Genomic DNA, 18,664 nt, shown 5'->3' with positions numbered 1-18,664 from the left:
CCCTCGGTCTTGTCCATCATCGGAAGGAGGCACCCGGTGTACTTCACCGACCGCGGTATCGAGGAACTGTCCGAGCGACGCGGAACCGAGCAGGTCAGCATCGACTGGGTGGCCGAACGACTGCGCGAGTTCGTGGATTTGAACCCCGAGTTCGAGACCCCCGTCGAACGCCTGGCCACTTGGCTGGCCCGCCTCGACGACGAGGACGAGGACGAGGACGACTGACCGCACAGAAAAGGCGAAATCCCTCCCGCCCTCTCAGTCCCCGGTCCTTGAGCCCTCACCCGCCCAAGGTGCCGTGGGCACCCGCGAGCGGGCCCGCGTGGTCTGGACTGAGGAGGCTTTCAAGATCGCGAGGAACGAGCGATCTTGAAAACGACGAGGGAAGACCGCGCGCCAAAGGCCCGCTCGCCGTCGCGCCGAAGGCGCGACCATAGGCACGCGATATGTCTTGACTCCTCGCCAACACGACATATCGTGTGTGGTGACGGACGAACGTTCCGTCCCTCGACGGTCCCCCAGAAAGGGCATGGCGCGATGTCGCGTTGGACGATCGACGAAGCGACGACTCTGGAGTTCGACGGCGTGGTCGCCCTGAAGGCCACCCTCATCGCGGGCGGCATCTCCGTGCTGGCCGGCGACGCCCCGTCCCTGCGGGTCGGCGAGGTCACCGGGCCGCCCCTGGAGATCGGCCATGAGGCCGGGATCCTGACCATCGGACACGAACGCACCCTGGAGCGGATGCTGGGCTGGCTCCGCGACCGCAAGGCCGGCGCGGCCATCACCGTGACGGTGCCCCGCGACTGCCCCGTTCAGCTCAACCTCGTCACCGCCGACGCCGTCGTCAGCGGGCTGAACGCCCGTACCGTCATCAGGAGCGCGTCCGGCGACGTCACGCTCGACGGTGTGGTCGGCGACATCGACGCCCACACCGTCTCCGGCCGGATCGAGGCCCAGGGACTGGAGGGCGCGGTCGGCTTCACCTCCGTCTCCGGCGACCTCGCGCTGGCCGGGGGCGCCCTCGACCGGCTGGGCGCCCACACCGTCAGCGGCCGGGTCGCCGTCGACATGACCCTGGTCGGCGACCGCGACCTGTCGATCAACACCGTCTCCGGCGAGGTCGCGCTGCGGCTCCCGGAGTCCACCTCCGCCCAGGTGGTCCTCACCTCGGCGGCCGGCCGGATCGCGACCTCGTTCCCCGGGCTGACCCGCACGGAACGCCCGGTGGCGCGGAACGTGATCGGCACCCTCGGAAACGGGACCGGCCACCTGATCGTCAACACCGTGTCGGGCGGCGTCACCCTGCTCAGCAGACCCGACGACCCGACCGACCCGACCGACGAACACCTCGGAGTGGAGGATTGACGTGAGTCCCGTCTTCGGCCACGGCCGCCTGCGGCTCTACCTGCTCAAGATGCTGGAGGAGAGCCCGCGGCACGGTTACGAGGTGATCCGGCTCCTGCAGGACCGGTTCATGGGCGTCTACTCCCCCTCGCCCGGGACCATCTACCCCCGGCTGGCCCGGCTGGAGTCCGAGGGGCTGGTCACCCATGAGGTGATCAAGGGCAAGAAGGTCTACTCGCTCACCGACCAGGGCCGCGCCGAGTTGGAGCGCCGGATGGACGAGCTGGCCGAGTTGGAGGAGGAGATCTCCGCCTCGGCCCAGCAGTTCGCCCGTGAGGTCCAGGAGGACGTCCGGCAGACCGTTCGCACGCTGCGGGAGGAGCTCACGCAGGCGGCCCGCGACATGCGTGAGCGGAGCCGGACCGCCCCCAAGGAGGCGTGGCGGGAGAACAAGGAGCGGCAGAAGGACGAGTGGCGCCGGCAGAAGGACCACTGGCGCGAGCAGCGGCAGGCGTGGAAGGAGGAGTGGCGGCAGAACTGGGACGACGCCTGGCGTACCGCCACCGGCACCACGGAGGACATCGCCCGCGTCAAGCTGGAACGGGCGCTGCGCAAGTTCGTGGAGGACCTCCGCAAGAGCGCCCAGCGCAGCGGCCTCGACGAAGGGGACCTGGCGGCGATCCAGTCGATGCTCGACCAGACCGCCGACCGCATCCGCGACGAGATCCTGAACCGCCGTCGCCGCTGACCCGGCGAGGCGGTCGCCGGGTCAGGGGGTGAAGACCACCTTGCCGAACAGGTCGCCCTCGGCCATCGCCGCGAACCCCTCCCGGGCGTCCGCCAGCGGCAGCGTCCGGTCGATCCGCGGCCGGACGCCGGTGACCGCGAGGAACCGCGCCAGGCGCACCAACTGATCGCGGGTGCCCATGGTCGAGCCGACCACCGAGAGCTGCAGGAAGAAGATCCGGTTCAGCTCGGCCCCCGGCATCTGCCCGCTGGTGGCCCCGCACGTCACGATGCGCCCGCCGGGGCGCAGCGACTTCACCGAGTGCGCCCAGGTGGCCTCGCCCACCGTCTCCATCACCGCGTCGACCCGTTCGGGCAGCCGTGCGCCCGACTCGAACACCGCGTCGGCGCCCAGCTCCAGCGCCCGCTTGCGCTTGCCCTCGCCGCGGCTGGTCGCCCAGATCCGGTGGCCGGCCGCCGCGCCCAGCGCGATCAGCGCCGTCGCCACGCCGCCCCCCGCCCCCTGGACGAGGATGGTGGAGCCGGGCTCCAGGCCGGACTTGTCGAACAGCATCCGGTACGCCGTCAGCCAGGCCGTCGGCAGGCAGGCCGCCTCCTCGAACGACAGCTCCGCCGGCTTGGGCACCAGGTTGCGGCGCGGCACGACCACCTTCTCGGCGAACGTGCCGTCATGGACCTCCGAGAGCAACGAACGCTTCGGGTCCAGCGTCTCGTCGCCGCCGCCTCGGTCCGGGTCGCCGATCACGGCGTGCACGATGACCTCGTTGCCGTCCTCGTCCACCCCGGCGGCGTCGCAGCCCAGCACGATCGGCAGCCGCTCCTCGCGGATGCCGACGCCGCGCAGCGTCCACAGGTCGTGATGGTTGAGCGAGGCGGCCTTGACCCGGACGGTCGTCCAGCCCTCCGGAACGGCCGGGTCGGGCCGTTCGCCGAGTTCCAGAGCGTTGAGCGGGGCGGCGGCGTCGAAACGCGCAGCGGTGACAGCGAACATGCCACCCACACTAATCAGCGGGCCGCGACGCGTTCCGACAGGGGGTGAACGCTCAGCCCTGCTGGAAACCGGTGGGCTTGGGCGGGGCCGCCGTGTCCTCCGGCTCCGGGTGATCGTTCGCCGCGCCCACCTGGGCGTGCGTCGGGTCGAGGACCCGGCGCAGGAACGACCGGGTGCGCTCCTGTTGAGGCGCGCCGATGACCTGCTCGGGCGGCCCCTCCTCGACGATCACGCCGCCGTCCATGAAGACCACCCGGTCGGCGACGTCGCGGGCGAAGGCCATCTCGTGGGTGACCACGAGCATGGTCATGCCCTCCTGCGCGAGCCGGCGCATGACGGTGAGCACGTCCCCGACCAGTTCCGGGTCGAGCGCCGAGGTCGGCTCGTCGAACAGCATCAGGTCCGGCTCCATCGCCAGCGCGCGGGCGATGGCCACCCGCTGCTGTTGACCGCCGGACAACTGGGCCGGATAGCAGTCGGACTTGTCGTCGAGCCCGACCTTCGCCAGGTTCTCGCGCGCGATCCGTTCCGCCTCGGCCTTGGAGCGCTTGAGGACACGGCGCTGGGCGATGGTGACGTTGTCCAGCACCTTGAGGTGCGGGAACAGGTTGAACTGCTGGAAGACCATCCCGACCCGGCGGCGCGCCGCGTCGATGTCGACGTCGACGTGGGTGAGCTCCTCGCCCTCGACGAAGACCTGCCCTGCGGTGGGCTGCTCCAGCAGGTTGACGCAGCGCAGCAGCGTGGACTTGCCCGAGCCCGACGGCCCGATGACGCAGATGACCTGGCCCCGGTCCACCCTGAAGTCGATGCCCTTGAGCACCTGGAGCGAACCGAAGGACTTGTGCAGGTCACAGATCTCGACCATGGGGGTCATGCGGTCACCGTGCCTTCGCCTGTCGGGATTCCAGCCGCCGGACCACGATGCCCAGCGGCACCGTGATGATCAGATAGGACGCCCCGGCGACCACGAAGGGTGTCGAGTCGGCCGTGTTGATCGCGAAGTCCGAGCCCATCTTGGTCAGCTCGACCCCGGCCGCGGCGATGCCGAGCGCGGAGACCAGCGAGGAGTCCTTGAACAGCAGGACCAGTTCGTTCGTCAGCGGCGGGATGATGATGCGCAGCGCCTGCGGGATGACGATGGAGAACATCGCGCGGGTGTGCGACATGCCCAGCGAACGGGCGGCCTCCAACTGTCCCTTGGGCACCGCCTGGATGCCGGCCCGGAAGGTCTCGGCCATGTAGGCCGCGGCCACCAGCCCGAGTCCGAGCGCGACGGCGCCGGTCGTCCCGCCGGGAACGGGCGAGCCGAGGGCGATGGGCAGACCGAAGCCGATCATCAGCAGGGTGAGCAGCGCCGGCAGGCCGCGGAAGATCTCCACGAAGATCAGCGCGACCCACCGGTACACGGCCAGCGACGACAGGCGCATCAGCGCCACGATCAGGCCGAGGCTGAAGCCCACGACGTAGGCGCTGAGGGTGTAGACGACGGTGTTCTTCAGCGCGACCGTGAAGAGATCGGGATACATCTCCCGGGTCTCGCCGAAGTCCAGGAAGGTCTCCTGGACTCGGGGCCAGTCGATGACGAACACCAGCACGACCAGTACGACGACGAAGACCGCGTACTGCACACCGATGCTGATCCGACGACGTTGTCTGGGCGAACGCCTGGTCCTGCCGGGGGACTTCCCGGCGGGACCGGACGGTTCGGCTGCAGAGGTGGTGGTCATGACGTGGGTTCGACCGCCTACTGGGCGGCCGGCGGCGCCGGCGGCTCGGAGCCGATCCACTGGACGTAGAGCCTGCGCCAGGTGCCGTCCTTGACGGCGGTCTTGATGGTCTCGTCGACCGTCTTGAGCAGCTCGGGGTTGCCGCCCTTCTTGACGGCGAAGCCGTAGCTGAAACCGGTGACGAACTGGTTGGTCCGCTCGTACTTGCTCGCGAAGTCGGGCTTCTTCAACCAGTCGTTGACCACCGGCAGGTCCTGCAGGGCGACGTCGATCTGGCCGGACTGGAGCGCGAGCAACTGCTTGCCGGCGTCGTCGAACTCCTTCGGCTTCAGGCCCTTCTTCTTGGCCTCGTCCAGGCTGGTGGTGCCGACCTGCACGCCGATCTGCAGGCCCTTGGCCTTCACCTGGTCGAGCGTGGTGACACCCGAGCCCTTCTCGGTCACCAACGCGATCGCCTCGGGGAAGTACGGCACCGAGAAGTCGAGGTTGGCCTTGCGCTCATCGGTGATCGTCATACCCGCCGCGGCGATGTCGCAACGACCGGAGTTCAACGCGGCGCCGCTCTTGATGATGTCGAACTTGACGTCGACGATCTTCTGGGTGACGCCCAACCTCTTGGCCACGAGGTCGACGAGGTCGACGTCGAAGCCGACGGTCTTGCCTCCCTGGGGGAACTGGAACGGCGGGTACGGCAGGCTGGTGCAGGTCGTCAGCTTGCCCCCCTCGACCAGCTTGACACCCGGCACCTTGGAGTCGGAGGCGGTGTCGCCGCCGTCGTCACCGCACGCACTCAGGCCCAGCACCCCGGTCAGGGCGACGGCCGCGGTCGCCACCACGCGGCGGCGTACAGAACGAGAGGCCACTTGGGCTCCCCCTTCGGGTAGGTCACAGAACCTTCACCTGTGGAAGGTTTTGCAGGACATCTTGGCCTAGACCGGACGTGTTCTCGATTAAGGCCATGACACGATCGCACAACAGGTCACCCGGTCCCCGACCGCCCGCGACGGGCGGACGGGAACGTTCCATCGGCACGCAGCGTATGCGACACCCGACGCCGTGCCGCCGGACACCCGTGCCCGTGGGGTGTCGCAGGACACTTCGGGCACCCCCTGGCCACCGCGACGCGGTGTGGCACAATCAGACAACGGGTGACCCCCGTACGTCGAGTGATGACCACCCGAGTCAGAGACGGCCACCACACCGCACCGCACCCAGGGGTGGCATCTGCCCAAACAACCGACATGGGGTCGCTGTGACTACTGAGCCTTCCAGTTCCACGAACGACTACGCCAACGATCCGGCCTTCGTCCTGCACCGGGGCGGCAAGCTGGAGGTCCGTTCGACCGTTCCCGTCCGGAACGCCGAGGACCTGTCCCTGGCCTACACCCCCGGCGTCGCGCGGGTCTGCACCGCCATCGCCGAGCACCCGGAACTCGCCTACGACTACACCTGGACGTCCAAGGTGGTCGCGGTCGTCACCGACGGCACCGCCGTCCTCGGCCTGGGCGACATCGGCCCGGCCGCGTCCATGCCCGTCATGGAGGGCAAAGCGCTGCTGTTCAAGCAGTTCGCCGACGTCGACTCCGTGCCCATCGCGCTGGACTGCACCGACACCGAGGCGATCATCGAGACCGTGATCCGGCTCGCCCCCAGCTTCGGCGGCATCAACCTGGAGGACATCAGCGCCCCCCGGTGCTTCGAGATCGAGGACCGGCTGCGCGAGGCCCTGGACATCCCGGTCTTCCACGACGACCAGCACGGCACCGCCATCGTGGCGCTGGCCGCGCTCCGCAACGCGGCCCGCCTGATCGGCAAGCCGCTGTCGGAGCTGCGCGGGGTCGTCGCGGGCGCGGGCGCCTCGGGTGTCGCCGTCTCCCGGATCCTGTTGAACGCGGGGTTCGGGGACATCGCGGTCTCCGACAGCAAGGGCCTGATCTACGAGGGCCGCGACGGGCTGAACCCGATCAAGCAGGCGCTGGCCCGCGACACCAACAAGGCCGGGCTCAAGGGCTCCACCGAGGAGGCGCTCAAGGGCGCCGACGTGTTCATCGGCCTGTCCGGCAGCACCGTGCGCGAGGAGTCGATCGCCACGATGGCGGCGGACGCCATCGTGTTCGCGCTGTCCAACCCCACCCCCGAGGTCCACCCGGACGTCGCGCGGCGGCACGCCAAGGTGGTCGCCACCGGCCGCAGCGACTTCCCGAACCAGATCAACAACGTGCTGGCGTTCCCCGGGATCTTCCGCGGCGCGCTGGACGTGCGGGCGCACTCGATCACCGAGGGCATGAAGCTGGCCGCCGCCGAGGCGCTGGCCGCGGTGGTCGGCGACGACCTGAGCGCCGACTACGTCATCCCGAGCCCGTTCGACGACCGGGTGGCCCCGGCCGTCATCGCCGCGGTCTCCGAGCAGGCCCGCCGCGAGGGTGTCAACCGCATCTGAGCCGTCCAGGAACGGTCCGCGTCCCCCGGGGCGCGGACCCGTATCGGCGTTCCCGGCGAAGGCGGGGAATCGCATCGGGAATGGCGCGACCTTCTCAACGAATCGCTCTGTATTTCATATTCGTTGGGAACACGCCCGAGCCGTGCGGCATCGGCCATGTGATACTCGATACCAGGGAAGGACCATTACGCCGTCGGTGGTCGGGGTGGACTCGCAAGGAGCGCCGGTGGATCTCGCCTCTTACGCCGACCTGGTGGTCGAGCTGGTCAACCGCACGGAGCCCGCCGACGACCCGCTGCGCGACCTGGACTCCCTGCAGCGCCTGCTGGAGATCAGGCCGCATCTGGGCGGGCGGGTGACGCGCCGCGACCTGGACGCCATGCGGGACCTGCGCGGCGCCCTGCGGGCCGTCTTCGAGTCCGCCGCCCGGGGCGACGCCGACGACGCGATCGAGCGGCTCAACACGCTGCTGATCCAGCATCCCGTCCATCCTCAGTTGTCGGGCCACGACGGCCAGGGCTGGCACCTGCACCTCACCGAGGGCGGCTCGGTGCCCGATCGGTACGCCGCGGGCGCCGCGATGGGGCTGGCCGTCAAGATCAGTGACGAGGGCCTGGACCGCCTGGGGGTCTGCCGGGCCGACGGATGCGCCAACGTCTTCTTCGACACGACCGCGAACCTGTCCCGCCGCCATTGCTCGGAACGCTGTTCCGGCCGTTCGAACATGGCCGCCTATGGGGCGCCGTCGCGCGAGAACGCCGACCCCGGCAACGACAGTCGCGAGGGCGGCCAGTAGCGCGCCACCACCCGGCCCAGCAGCAGCCGTTCGGGCACCGCGCCGAAGTCCCAACTGTCCTGTCTGCCGGGGGCCCGCTGGTTGTCGCTCTCCAGCCACCAGCCGTCGGCGTCGCGGTGCACGGCGCGCTTCACGATGGGTGTCGCGGGCTTCCGGGGGTGCGCGGCCACGACGACGTCGCCGGCCCGCACCGGCCGTCCCCCGGTCCGCACCAGGAGCAGATCCCCGGCCCGGAGGGCGGGGAGCATCGATTCCCCGGTCACCTCGACGACCCGCCACACCGCGCACCTCAGCCTTCCGACCGATACCGCTCCCCTACCCGCACGCACGGACGGGCACAAGAGTAATGTCGATGACCTGAGCATGATCCGCTACGAGAAGGGAAGATGCAGGGTGCTGGCTAAGCTACTGCGTCCTAAGACCACGGTCTCCGCGCACTGCGACCTGCCGTGCGGTGTCTACGACCCGGCCCAGGCGCGCATCGAGGCCGAGTCGGTCAAGGCCATCATCGAGAAGTACCACGCCAACGAGGACCCGGTCTTCCGCGCCCGGGCGATCGGCATCAAGGAGCAGCGCTCCAACCTGGTCAAGGAGCACCTGTGGGTGCTGTGGACGGACTACTTCAAGCCGCCGCACTTCGAGAAGTACCCGCAGCTCAACCAGCTCTTCAATGAGGCCACCAAGCTCGCCGGCGCCGCGGGCACCAAGCAGAGCCTCGACGTCAAGGTCGCCGAGGACCTCCTCTCGAAGATCAGCGAAATCGACAAGATCTTCTGGGAGACCAAGCAGGCCTAGGCAGGCCGAGGCGGGCGCGAGCCGGCCGCACGTGAGGCCCGTCCCCTCCCGAGGGGGCGGGCTTCGTCGTTCACGGCCTAGGTCGAAAGTCCCCGGGAACGACAGGAGTCATCCGGGCGGTAGCCTCTGTCCGTGATTCGATTCGCGACATCTGATGACGTTCCGACCATCCTCGGGCTGATCCGTGATCTGGCCGAGTACGAGAAGGCCCTCGACGAGGTCGAGGCGACGGAGGACGACCTTCGCCGCAGTCTCTTCGGCCCCGAGCCCCGGGTGTTCGCCCACGTGGCCGAGGAGGACGGGAAGGTCGTCGGGTTCGCCCTGTGGTTCCTGACGTTCTCCACCTGGACCGGGCAGCACGGCGTCTACCTCGAGGACCTCTACGTCCGCCCCGAGGCCCGAGGCGGCGGCCACGGCAAGGCCCTGCTCACCGAGTTGGCCCGCATCGCCGTCGAGCGCGGCTACCGGCGCGTCGAGTGGTCCGTCCTCGACTGGAACGAGCCCGCCATCGGCTTCTACAAGTCCCTGGGCGCCTTCCCCCAGGACGAGTGGACCGTCTACCGCCTGACCGGTGAGGCCCTCCAGGAGCTCGGTCGGTCGTGAGCGAGCCGCCCCCCTGAAGGGGCGCCGGTCAGCCGATCGGGTCCAAGGGGACGGCGGGGTCGGCCCAGCGGTCGTTCGGGAGGGTGGGGTACCAGCCGGGACGGCCGGGGTCGCGGTCGTAGGGGTAGCCGCCGAGTTCCTCGTAGAGGGCGGCGTAGCGGGCCAGCTTGTCGCGGTCGAGGCGGATGCCGAGGCCGGGGCCCGACGGGACCTGGATGCGGCCATCGGTATAGGCGAGCTTGCCGCCCTCGATGACGTCGTCGGTCAGGTGGTGGTAGTGGGCGTCGGCGGCGTAGGTGAGGTTGGGCAGGACGGCGCCCAGGTGGAGCATCGTGGCGAGTTGGATGCCCAGTTCGCCCGAGGAGTGGACGGCGACGCCGAGCTGGAAGGTCTCGCAGATCCCGGCGGCCTTGACGCAGGCCCGGATGCCGCCCCAGAAGGTGGTGTCCAGCAGGATGACGTCGACGCTGCGGCGCATCACGTTGGAGGCGAGCTGCTCGAAGTTGACCACCACGGTGTTGGTGGCCAACGGGATGTCGACGCGTTCGCGGATGAGGCGGAGCCCCTCCAGCCCGTAGACGGGGTCCTCGAAGTAGTCGTTGTTCAGGCCCTCGATGGCCTTCCCGAAGCGGGTGGCCTCGTCGAGGGACAGCACCGAGTTGGGGTCGTAGCGCAGCCGGTCGCCGGGGAAGGCGTCCGCCAGTGCGCGGTAGCAGTCCAGCTCGTAGGCGGGCGGGAAGACGCCGCCCTTGAGCTTGTGCACGGTGAAGCCGTGGGCGTCCTTCAGCGCGCGGGCGTGCGCCACGAGCTGGTCGGGCGTCCGTACCTCGCCACCAAGCCCCGGGTAGCGGAAGAACAGGTACGACGCGAACGGCACGCTGTCGCGGATCCGGCCGCCGAGCAGGTCGTGGGCGGGCACGTCCAGGTGCTGGCCGATGAGGTCGATGCAGGCGAACTCGATGGCGGCCATGAGCTGGGTGCGGTTGTTGTAGAGCCCCGCCGTCGGGTTGGCGATCTTGAACCGGAGGGCCTCCAGCTCGAACGGGTCGTGGCCCTCCAGGTAGGACCTCAGGTCGCGGACGGCCTGCTCGGCGCTCTGGCCTCCGCCGCCCAGCTCGCCCAGCCCGATCAGCCCGTTGTCGGTCTCCACCTCGACGATGGTGCGGATGAAGCGGCCCCAGTGGGCGCCGTTGCTGTGCAGCAGGGGCGCCTCCAGCGGCACGGCGACCGTGGTGGCCCTGATGTCTGTGATCTTCAAAGCGATCTCCCCGATCGGGTGGTCAGAGCCGGACGGCGACAGCGACCGCGACGACCCCGCAGCCGGGCAGCCGTACGGTGATCTCGTCGTCCCGGACCGGCAGCTCCTCCGGATCGCGCTCCAGCCCCGCACAGCCCCAGGCCCGCCGGGCGCCCGGCACCTTCAGCGTGGTCTCCACCGGCCCGTCGGACAGCGACTGGAGCCGTACCAGCAGGTCGTGACCGTGCCGGGAGCGGCCCACCGAGGTCACCAGGACGTCGGGGTCGTCGACCGACAGCAGCGTGCCGGTGGGGTCCGCCGGGTCGCCGCCCGTGGCGAGGGTGGCCACGAACGGGTCGGTGAGGCCGGACGCGGTGGCCGCGCCGAGGCGGCGTCCCGAGACACCCGAGGCGGACGCCACGGCGTAGCGGAAGGTCGTCTCGCCCTGCTGCTGGGACGGGAAGTTGGTGTCCCAGATGTTGTTGAGCGCCCACGAGTAAACGGTCCCCGGCTCATCCGACAGGGTCGGCGGGAACGGCGCGTACGGCATGTGGATGGAGCCGAACTGCACGAGCGGGGCCTCCAGCGTCGCCCACGCCACGGTCAGCTCCGGGTCCTCGAACGCGACCCAGTGCCGGATGGGGCGCATGTGCTCGGCCGACCCGGGGACGCTCGGCACGTCGGTGCCGCCCACTCCGCCGGTCAGCTCCCAGGCGGTGGGCCCGGCGTCCATGGCGAACGGGAAGGAGAAGAACACCGCCTCCTTGGCGGGCGTCCCCTGCTTGGCGAGCTGGTAGCGCAGCTCCAGACGCGGTACGCCCGCGTACAGGTCGATGGTGGTCCGCAGCCAGTCGACGCCCTTGCCGTTCAGCTCGACGACCAGCCGTTCGCCGGCGGGGGTGCGCTCGCAGCGGGTGATGGCGGCGTGGTGGCCGATGGCGCGGTCGCCGAGCAGCGTCTTGTCGTGGACCAGCATGTGCCCGGACAGGTGGTTGACGTGCGGCGCGGTGGCGTACCGGTCGTAGATGTACTGACCGAACCCGGCGGCGGCGCCGGCGGAGACCAGCTCGCGTCCGGCGCGCTTGTCGAACACCGAGGTGATGTGGCCTTCGCCGACGTCGAAGGAGACGCGGTAGTACTCGTTCTCGACGATCCCGTCGCGGCCGAGGTCGATCGGCGGCGGGGCGGGGGCGTCCGCGCGGACCACGTCGAGGCGGACGTACCCGAGACCCGGCAGGTCGGGCAGGACGGCCTCGAGGTGGCGGCCGATGGGGCGGGTCGGCCACTCGACGGGGTCGACCTCCTCCTCGTGGTGCGGGATCCGGTCGCCGGTGCGCGCGTCCACGAGGGCGATCGGCGTGTCCACGGACACCACGTCGCGCGGCAGGAACGCCCGGACGACGTCGGTGCGCACGGAGGTCGCCGGGTTGAACACGACGAACGACGTCAGCGCGTCGGGGTCCGGCCCGAACGTCGCCCCGAAGCGGCGGGCCCCCGCGTGCAGCAGGTCGGCGGCGTCGTCGTGGGCCTGGTACGCCACCGACGACTTGCGGGTCCACTGGAGCCCTCCGGAGTCGCCGGCCTCCTCGGCGTCCTCCCACGGGTTGGCCGCGCCCCACGTGTGCTCGTCGAACATGGCGGCCTTGTCGTACGCCTCGTCGATCGCGGCGGAGGCCGCCGTGTCGGGAGCGCTGCGGTTGTCGGCGAGGGTGTGCAGGGTCTCGGCGGACCGCAGCATGTTCTGGGCCCGTCGGACGTACCCGAGGGGGCGGGCGCCCGAGCCGAGCCCGTCGGCCCACCAGTCCGTCCAGTCGCCCTCATGGGTCTGGAGCCGGTCGCCGTGGTGCTCCTCCACGTACTCGAAGAACTCCGCGTTGGTGGCGCTGCGCAGCCGGGGGTACGCCCATGCCTCGTTCCACCGCCGGGCGATGGAGGCGGGCACGATGGACGGCCCCGCGTTGTCGGCGTGCGCGCCCTGGACCCGCAGGTGGACGACGTCGAGGAAGTCGGGGTCCTTGGCCGCGCCGACCTGGCCGGGGGCCGCGTACCAGCCGAACGTCCCGGGCCCGTACGGGTACGGGCGTCCGCCGAGGGCGTCCAGGTAACGGGGCAGGAGGTCTTCGGCCAGTTCGTAGGAGTCGACGAGGCCGACGGTGTTGCCCTCCATGTAGGCCATGCCGTGCGGGGTGTCGGTGAACCACACGATCAGCTCGCGCCCCGACGGGGCCCTCCACCGGAACGGGCGGGCGAGCTCGTCGCCGCCCGTGACGTACGGCACCGAGCGTCCGGCCCAGTTGTGCGCGGCGGCCAGGTAGCGGACCCCGGCGGCGGACAGGGCGTCGACGACGCCGACGACCGCGCCGGGGATGTCGGTGTGCATGGCCGAACGGATCCGGATGCCGTGCCGTTCCCGCAGGTCCTCGACGAAGCGCAGTTGCCGGTACAGCTCTTCCGAGGAGCACGCCTCGGTGTGGAGCTGCATCGGGAACGCGGTCACCTCGATCTGGCCGGCGCGGGCCCGTTCGGCGAACTCGGCGACCATCTCCTCCGGCCGGGTCGCCAGCCAGCGCAGCGCGGGCAGCGAGGACTCCACCGACCAGCGGAACCGGGCGTCGTCGGGCCAGTCCTGCGTCTGCCGGCTCAGCCGCAGCGCCGCGTCGAGGTAGTCCATGTGGTGGCGCAGCACCGTGCCCTGGGTGTCGGTGTAACCGATGTCCAGGTGGGAGTGGTGGACGACGAAGACGTTCCACTTGCGCTGGGGCGCGACGTCCAGGGGCGCGGCCCCCACGAGTCCCTGGGCGTCCCGGACCCGGAGGGTGAAGCGGCGGGTGGCCGTCACCTCGGGAACGAGCAGCGTGGCCGTGCCAGCCCCGGAGACACCCGAGGTCGCCACCGGGCCGCCGTCCTCCAACGACACCTCCAGGCCGGAGACGGCCTCGCCGGTCACGGTGATCCGCACGGCCTGCCGGAGCCCCCCGCCGGGGTCGCGCCGGAACAGCGGCGGGGTGTCGGCGCGGACCGTCAGCCCCCGCACCGCGAGCACCTCGGTGGAGGTGTCGTGGCGCAGCGCCTCGCGGATCCCGTCATAGTCGGGCGAGCCCAGGCTCGCCTGAAGCAGGCGACTCGTCATCGTCCTTATCGTCCTTGTCGTCGTCTCAGACCTGCGCCAGCGTGAGGCCCCGGGTGAAGAGCCGCTGGGTGAGGAGGAACACCGCGATGGTCGGGATCGACACCACCAGGCCGGCGGCCAGCGCGACCGGCACCGGGGTGCCCGCGTAGACGTCGGTGGTCAGTGCGGACAGCTCGGTCATCACGGGGCGGGTGCTCTCGGACTGGGTCAGGGTCAGCCCGAACAGCAGGTCGTTCCAGATGAAGGTGAACTCGAGGATGAACACCGCCGCCATCGCCGTCCACGACAGCGGCAGGTAGATCCGCCAGAAGATGCGGAAGGTGGAGGCGCCGTCCATCCGGGCCGCCTCGAAGATGGAGATCGCGATGCCGCCGAAGAAGTTCCGCATCACCAGCGCGGCCAGCGGAACGCTGATCGCGGTGTAGATGAGGATCATGCCCGAGCGACTGTCGTACAGCGGGGTCTTGCTGTAACCCACGAACAGCGGCACCAGCAGCATCTGGAACGGGAAGATCGACCCGCCGTAGATGACCATGAACCAGAGGAACCCGCGCCGCAGCCTCAGCACCACGACCGCGTAGCCCGCCAACGCCCCCAGCAGCACCGCCGCCGCCGGCGATACCACGCTGTACAGCAGCGAGCTGATCATGCTGGGCCCCAGCTCGGTGCGGTCCCAGACCTCGGAGATGTTGGCGAACAGCGCGAAGTCGCTCGGCGGCTTCATCGCGTCGGACGGGTCGTACGAGGTCGCCGGGCGCACCGCGTTGGAGAGGATCAGGTAGGTGGGGGCCAGCCAGATCAGGCCCAGCAGGACGAGGGTCCCGTGTCGCAGCAGACGCATCAGCGGTCCTCCTTGCCGATCTGGCGGCGCATGTACACGTAGGAGGCCAGGCCCGTGACGGTGGTCAGCATGACGGCGACGGCGGAGCCGTAGCCGTACTCGTCGGCCACGAACACGTCCCGGTACATGGTCACCGCGAGGGTCTCCGAGGTCCGGCCGGGGCCGCCCTGCGTCATCACCCACACGATGTCGAACGTCTTGAGGCTGGCCACCAGCGCGAGGCCGACCACCACCGTGGTGAGGGGACGCATCAACGGCCAGGTCACGTGCCGGAACAGCGCCCAGCCGGAGGCCCCGTCGATCCGGGCCGCCTCGATCGGGGCCCGGGGGATCGACTGGAGACCGACCACGAACAGCAGCATGTTGACCCCGAGCTGCTGCCAGGTCCACACCACGATCATCGCGATGGTGTTCTCCGGCCCGTCGCTCAAGAAGGCCGTATCGGCCCCCGGCATCCCCAGGAACCCGAGGAACCGGTTGGCCACGCCCTCCGGCTGGAGGATGAACCCCCACACCAGCCCCAGCCCCGCGCCCGACATCGCGTACGGCAGCAGGAACGGCAGCCGATACCAGGTGCCGCCCTTCACGTCGTACGACAGGACGGCGACCAGCAGACCCAGGCCCACCGGCAGCACCGTCGTGCCGACGACCCACAGCAGCGTGTTGCGGATCGAGGTCAGCAGCGCCGGGTCGTCGAACAGCCGGGTGTAGTTGTCGATCCCGATGAACTCCGGCGAGCCGAGCCCGTCGTAGCGGGTCAGGCTGAGCCAGGCCGTCCACACGAACGGCAGGTACAGCAGCACCGCCACGAGCAGGACGGCCGGGGAGACGAAGGCCGGGCGGAACCGGCCGAACAGCGCGAAGCCCTTCCCCCGCCCCCGGGGACGCACCCCGGGGGCGGCCACGGGCTCGGCCGGCGTCTTCTGGAGGGTCATCAGGGGGTCAGCTCCCCGCGTTCTTCCAGTACTCCTCGTTGGCCTTCTGGATGGTCTCCAGCACCTTCATGTAGGTGTCGGGCTTGACGAGGAAGCCGCCGAGGCCGTCCAGCGCGGCCGTCAGCACGGGTGCGGGCACCGCCTCGAAGAACCGCAGCACCAGCCGGTTCTGTGGGTCGGCGGCGTCCTTGGTGATCCGGCTCAGCTCGGGGTCGGCGACCTTCACCTTCGGGTTGCCGGACACGTCGCCGCGCGAGTTGGCCCACTTCTCCTGGGCCGACGGGGTGATCCACCACTTGAGGTACTTGGTGCTGGCGGCGACGTCGGGGGCCTTGCGGAGCGAGCACAGCGGGCCGCTCTCGAAGATCAGCGACCGCTGCGGCAGCGCCGCGTTGACGTTGGGGATGAAGAAGAACCCGTAGTCGTCGCCCTGCTTGAGGCCCCGCTGGGTCATGCTGGTGTTGAACCAGGTGCCGGACGAGACCATCGCGGCCTTGCCGGACTTGAAGTGGTCGGCGGGGTCGTTCTTGTCGCCCGGGTTGGAGAACCAGCCCTTGTCGATCATGCCCTTCCATTGCTCCATCACCTTGACCACGCCGGGGTCGGTGAAGGACGCCTTGCCGGTGCCGAGCCGCTCGTACAGGTCGGGGTCGGTGCCGGCGAGCAACTGCTCGAACCACACGAACGAGAACAGCGAGGTCGGTGTGGTGTGGTTGAACGGCACCTGACCCTTGGACTTGAGCGTCTCGGCGATCGTCATTAGATCGTTCCAGGTCTTCGGCGGCTCGAGCTTGTGCTGCGCGAAGATCTTCTTGTTGTAGAACATGCCCCAGTAGGCGGTGTTCAGCGGCACGCAGTACTGCTTGCCGTTGACCGTGTAGTACTTGGCCAGGCCCTGCGTGAGGTCGCCGCTCTTGATGGCCTGCTGCCAGATGTCGGTGGTCTCGGCCACCTGGTTCTGCCGGACGATCTCCTCGAGCCGACCGCCGGTGGACCAGGTGAACAGGTCCGGCTTGACCTTGGTCCGGAACGACGCCTTGATGAACGCGGTGTAGGAGGGCTCGTCGGTGTAGCCCACGGGCTTCATGTTCAGCCCGATCTCCTGCTTGGACTGCGCCCCCATCTGGTCGAAGAACTTCGACCAGGCGCCCTTGTCGTTGTAGAGCCTCAGCTCGGTCTTGCTCTCCCCGGAGTCGCCCCCGGAGCAGCCCGCCAGTGCCAGCATCGCCGCACCGGCCGTGAGCGCGGTCGCCCGCATTCGAATCGACGGCATCTTATGGGCCTCCTACCAGATGAGCATGGGGGGTGGGTGCTCGAAGGCCGCCCCGACGGGTCGAGTTCGCCCGTCCGGGCGGTCCGTGTGGAACTGAGAAAGGGTCAGCCGAGGCGTTCCTCGACGACGCACTTCACGTCGGCGAGGTGGGTGCGCATCATCTCCTCGGCCGCGGCCTCGTCGCCCTTCTCGATGGCGCCGAGGATGGCCTGATGCTCGTCGTAGTCGCGGACCCGGTCGTCGAAGATCCGCAGTATCTCCCGCTGTTCGGAGGAGTGCACCGACAGCAGCGAGTCGACGACCTCGTCGAGGACGGCGTTGCCGGCCGCCCGGGCCGCGGCCCGGTGGAAGGCCATGTTGGCCTCGTGCAGCTCGGCGTCGCGGCCGTCCAGGTAGGTGCCCGCCGCCTCCAGCACGGCGCGCAGCCGGGCCAGGTCGACGGGGTCGGCGCGGCGGGCGGCCAGGGCGGCGAGCGGGGGCTCGATGAGCATCCGGGCGTCCAACAACTGGCGGAGCTGGTCGCCCTTCAGCCGGCCGACGTTCGGGTTGGGGATGACGACGCGTTCCAGGTCGGAGCCGACGTAGATGCCGGACCCGTGCCGCATCCGCACCGCGCCGGTGGCCTCCAGTCGACGCAGCGCCTCGCGCAGCGTCGGGGTGGTCACCGCGAAGCGCTGCGAGAGCTCCCGGGCCGAGGGCAGCCGGTCACCGGGACGCAGACCGCCGGACCGGATCAGATCCAGCAGACGTTCGGTCAGCGCATCGGAGAGGCTGGGCCGGGACACATCCTGGGACATCGCCACCTCGTTCACGGAAGAAGATAAGTCATCTAATCACTTGCCCCGGGTCTGTGTCCAGGGTCACGCCCGGTCGAATCCACAGCGCACGGCGCAGGGCCTCGCGCTGGGCCCGCAGGGCGCGCCGGGCGACCGCCGCACCGACCACGCCGTCGAACCCGTGGTACACGCCCGGAAGGTGGTGCAGCTCGGTCCGGACACCCGACTGTATGAGGCGCTGCGCATAGGCCACATCCTCGTCGCGCAGCGGATCCGCCTCGACGGCCAGGACGTACGCGGGCGGCAGGCCCGAAAGGTCCGTGGCGCGCGCCGGCGCGGCGTACACCGGGGTCTCCGTAGAGGCCGGCCCGAGATAGTGACGCCACATGTGCCCCACGTCGGTCCGGTTGAAGAGCGGCGGCTCGGTGAAGGCGTGCATCGAGGGGGTGTCCATCCGGTCGTCCAGCACCGGGTAGAGCAGCAGTTGGAAGGCGAGCGGCGGGCCGCCCTCGTCGCGCGCCTTCAACGCCACGGCGGCGGCCAGGCCCCCGCCCGCACTGCCGCCACCGACCGCGATCCGCATCGGGTCGCCGCCCAACTCCACGGCGTTCCCGTACGCCCAGACCGTCGCCGCGTAGCAGTCGTCGAACGCGGCCGGGAACGGGTGCTCAGGGGCCAGCCGGTAGTCGACGGAGACCACCGCGACGTCGGACTCGACCACGAAGTCCAGGCACCGCCGGTGCTCGTTCTCCAGGTCCCCGGTGACGAAGCCGCCGCCGTGGAAGTACAGCAGGATCGGCACGGGCCCCGTCGCGTCGCGCGGCACGTAGGTCCGGACCCGTACCGCAGGCCCGCCCTCCAGGCCGGGGATGGTGAGGTCGGCGACCTCCACCCGCTCGTCGGTGGCGGGAGCCCCGAGGAACGTGACCAGCTCCCGCATGGCCGCGCGCGCCTTCAGGGGGTCGGACAACCCGACGTACGGCATACCCGACAGTGCGCCGGCGAGCTCCGGATCCATCGCGCTCC

Annotated in this window: 19 protein-coding genes; 7 read left to right on the top strand and 12 right to left on the bottom strand. The window is 70.0% G+C overall.

What is annotated here, in order from left to right:
• Positions 1-36: 36 nt before the first annotated feature.
• From DFJ69_RS21385 to DFJ69_RS21375, 3 genes are all read left to right on the top strand, one after another.
• Complete coding sequence (locus tag DFJ69_RS21385; protein ID WP_116024247.1) at positions 37-225, top strand: DUF6104 family protein; 189 nt, start codon at positions 37-39, stop codon at positions 223-225.
• A 312-nt stretch (positions 226-537) separates the two neighbouring features.
• Positions 538-1,365: a DUF4097 family beta strand repeat-containing protein gene (locus DFJ69_RS21380; RefSeq protein WP_116024246.1), complete on the top strand. Its 828-nt coding sequence runs from the start codon at positions 538-540 to the stop codon at positions 1,363-1,365.
• 1 nt (position 1,366) lies between these two features.
• On the top strand, positions 1,367-2,092 hold the full coding sequence (locus tag DFJ69_RS21375) for a PadR family transcriptional regulator (RefSeq protein ID WP_116024245.1): 726 nt from the start codon (positions 1,367-1,369) through the stop codon (positions 2,090-2,092).
• 21 nt (positions 2,093-2,113) lie between these two features.
• Here DFJ69_RS21375 and DFJ69_RS21370 read toward each other — a convergent pair whose 3' ends face one another.
• The 4 genes from DFJ69_RS21370 to DFJ69_RS21355 all read right to left on the bottom strand — a co-directional run bounded on the left by DFJ69_RS21370 (position 2,114) and on the right by DFJ69_RS21355 (position 5,675).
• Positions 2,114-3,082, bottom strand: coding sequence for a zinc-binding dehydrogenase (locus DFJ69_RS21370; RefSeq protein WP_116024244.1), 969 nt, complete (start codon positions 3,080-3,082; stop codon positions 2,114-2,116).
• Positions 3,083-3,134: 52 nt separating this feature from the next.
• On the bottom strand, positions 3,135-3,959 hold the full coding sequence (locus DFJ69_RS21365; protein WP_116024243.1) for an amino acid ABC transporter ATP-binding protein: 825 nt from the start codon (positions 3,957-3,959) through the stop codon (positions 3,135-3,137).
• A 4-nt stretch (positions 3,960-3,963) separates the two neighbouring features.
• Entirely contained in the window at positions 3,964-4,713 is a 750-nt protein-coding gene (locus DFJ69_RS21360) for an amino acid ABC transporter permease (RefSeq protein ID WP_245974501.1), read from the bottom strand.
• A gap of 116 nt (positions 4,714-4,829) precedes the next feature.
• On the bottom strand, positions 4,830-5,675 hold the full coding sequence (locus tag DFJ69_RS21355) for an ABC transporter substrate-binding protein (protein WP_116024241.1): 846 nt from the start codon (positions 5,673-5,675) through the stop codon (positions 4,830-4,832).
• A 389-nt stretch (positions 5,676-6,064) separates the two neighbouring features.
• Between DFJ69_RS21355 and DFJ69_RS21350 the strand changes: the two genes are divergently transcribed.
• Complete coding sequence (locus tag DFJ69_RS21350) at positions 6,065-7,252, top strand: NAD(P)-dependent malic enzyme (RefSeq protein WP_116024240.1); 1,188 nt, start codon at positions 6,065-6,067, stop codon at positions 7,250-7,252.
• 226 nt (positions 7,253-7,478) lie between these two features.
• Complete coding sequence (locus DFJ69_RS21345) at positions 7,479-8,048, top strand: CGNR zinc finger domain-containing protein (RefSeq protein WP_116024239.1); 570 nt, start codon at positions 7,479-7,481, stop codon at positions 8,046-8,048.
• On the opposite strand, the gene sodX is transcribed toward DFJ69_RS21345, so the two are convergent.
• A complete protein-coding gene (gene sodX, locus DFJ69_RS21340) occupies positions 7,985-8,377 on the bottom strand; it encodes a nickel-type superoxide dismutase maturation protease (protein WP_425453360.1) in 393 nt (130 codons plus the stop codon). The two genes, DFJ69_RS21345 and sodX, sit on opposite strands and share 64 nt — an antisense overlap.
• Positions 8,378-8,441: 64 nt before the next feature.
• On the opposite strand from sodX, the gene sodN reads away from it, so the two are divergent.
• Positions 8,442-8,843: a superoxide dismutase, Ni gene (gene sodN / locus DFJ69_RS21335; protein WP_211328685.1), complete on the top strand. Its 402-nt coding sequence runs from the start codon at positions 8,442-8,444 to the stop codon at positions 8,841-8,843.
• A 132-nt stretch (positions 8,844-8,975) separates the two neighbouring features.
• Positions 8,976-9,446 (top strand): GNAT family N-acetyltransferase, encoded by a 471-nt coding sequence (locus DFJ69_RS21330; RefSeq protein ID WP_116024236.1) that lies wholly within the window; start codon positions 8,976-8,978, stop codon positions 9,444-9,446.
• Between the two features lie 28 nt (positions 9,447-9,474).
• On the opposite strand, the gene DFJ69_RS21325 is transcribed toward DFJ69_RS21330, so the two are convergent.
• The 7 genes from DFJ69_RS21325 to DFJ69_RS21295 form a co-directional block, all read right to left on the bottom strand.
• Positions 9,475-10,704, bottom strand: a complete 1,230-nt coding sequence (locus tag DFJ69_RS21325) for an enolase C-terminal domain-like protein (protein WP_116024235.1) — start codon at positions 10,702-10,704, stop codon at positions 9,475-9,477.
• Positions 10,705-10,726: 22 nt separating this feature from the next.
• Complete coding sequence (locus DFJ69_RS21320) at positions 10,727-13,813, bottom strand: glycoside hydrolase family 38 N-terminal domain-containing protein (RefSeq protein WP_116024234.1); 3,087 nt, start codon at positions 13,811-13,813, stop codon at positions 10,727-10,729.
• 25 nt (positions 13,814-13,838) lie between these two features.
• Positions 13,839-14,654, bottom strand: coding sequence for a carbohydrate ABC transporter permease (locus DFJ69_RS21315; protein ID WP_211328684.1), 816 nt, complete (start codon positions 14,652-14,654; stop codon positions 13,839-13,841).
• Entirely contained in the window at positions 14,654-15,589 is a 936-nt protein-coding gene (locus DFJ69_RS21310) for a carbohydrate ABC transporter permease (RefSeq protein WP_116024233.1), read from the bottom strand. Before DFJ69_RS21310 ends, DFJ69_RS21315 begins: the two co-directional genes overlap by 1 nt.
• A 7-nt stretch (positions 15,590-15,596) precedes the next feature.
• Positions 15,597-16,862: an ABC transporter substrate-binding protein gene (locus DFJ69_RS21305; protein WP_116024232.1), complete on the bottom strand. Its 1,266-nt coding sequence runs from the start codon at positions 16,860-16,862 to the stop codon at positions 15,597-15,599.
• A 104-nt stretch (positions 16,863-16,966) separates the two neighbouring features.
• Positions 16,967-17,659, bottom strand: coding sequence for a FadR/GntR family transcriptional regulator (locus DFJ69_RS21300; RefSeq protein ID WP_116024231.1), 693 nt, complete (start codon positions 17,657-17,659; stop codon positions 16,967-16,969).
• Between the two features lie 28 nt (positions 17,660-17,687).
• Positions 17,688-18,656, bottom strand: coding sequence for an alpha/beta hydrolase (locus DFJ69_RS21295; protein ID WP_116024230.1), 969 nt, complete (start codon positions 18,654-18,656; stop codon positions 17,688-17,690).
• Positions 18,657-18,664 lie beyond the last annotated feature (8 nt).

Source organism: Thermomonospora umbrina (genome assembly GCF_003386555.1).
Taxonomy (GTDB): Bacteria; Actinomycetota; Actinomycetes; order Streptosporangiales; family Streptosporangiaceae; genus Thermomonospora; species Thermomonospora umbrina.
The sequence above is the reverse complement of the archived record's forward strand: the minus strand, read 5'-3'. Positions and strand labels throughout refer to the sequence as shown.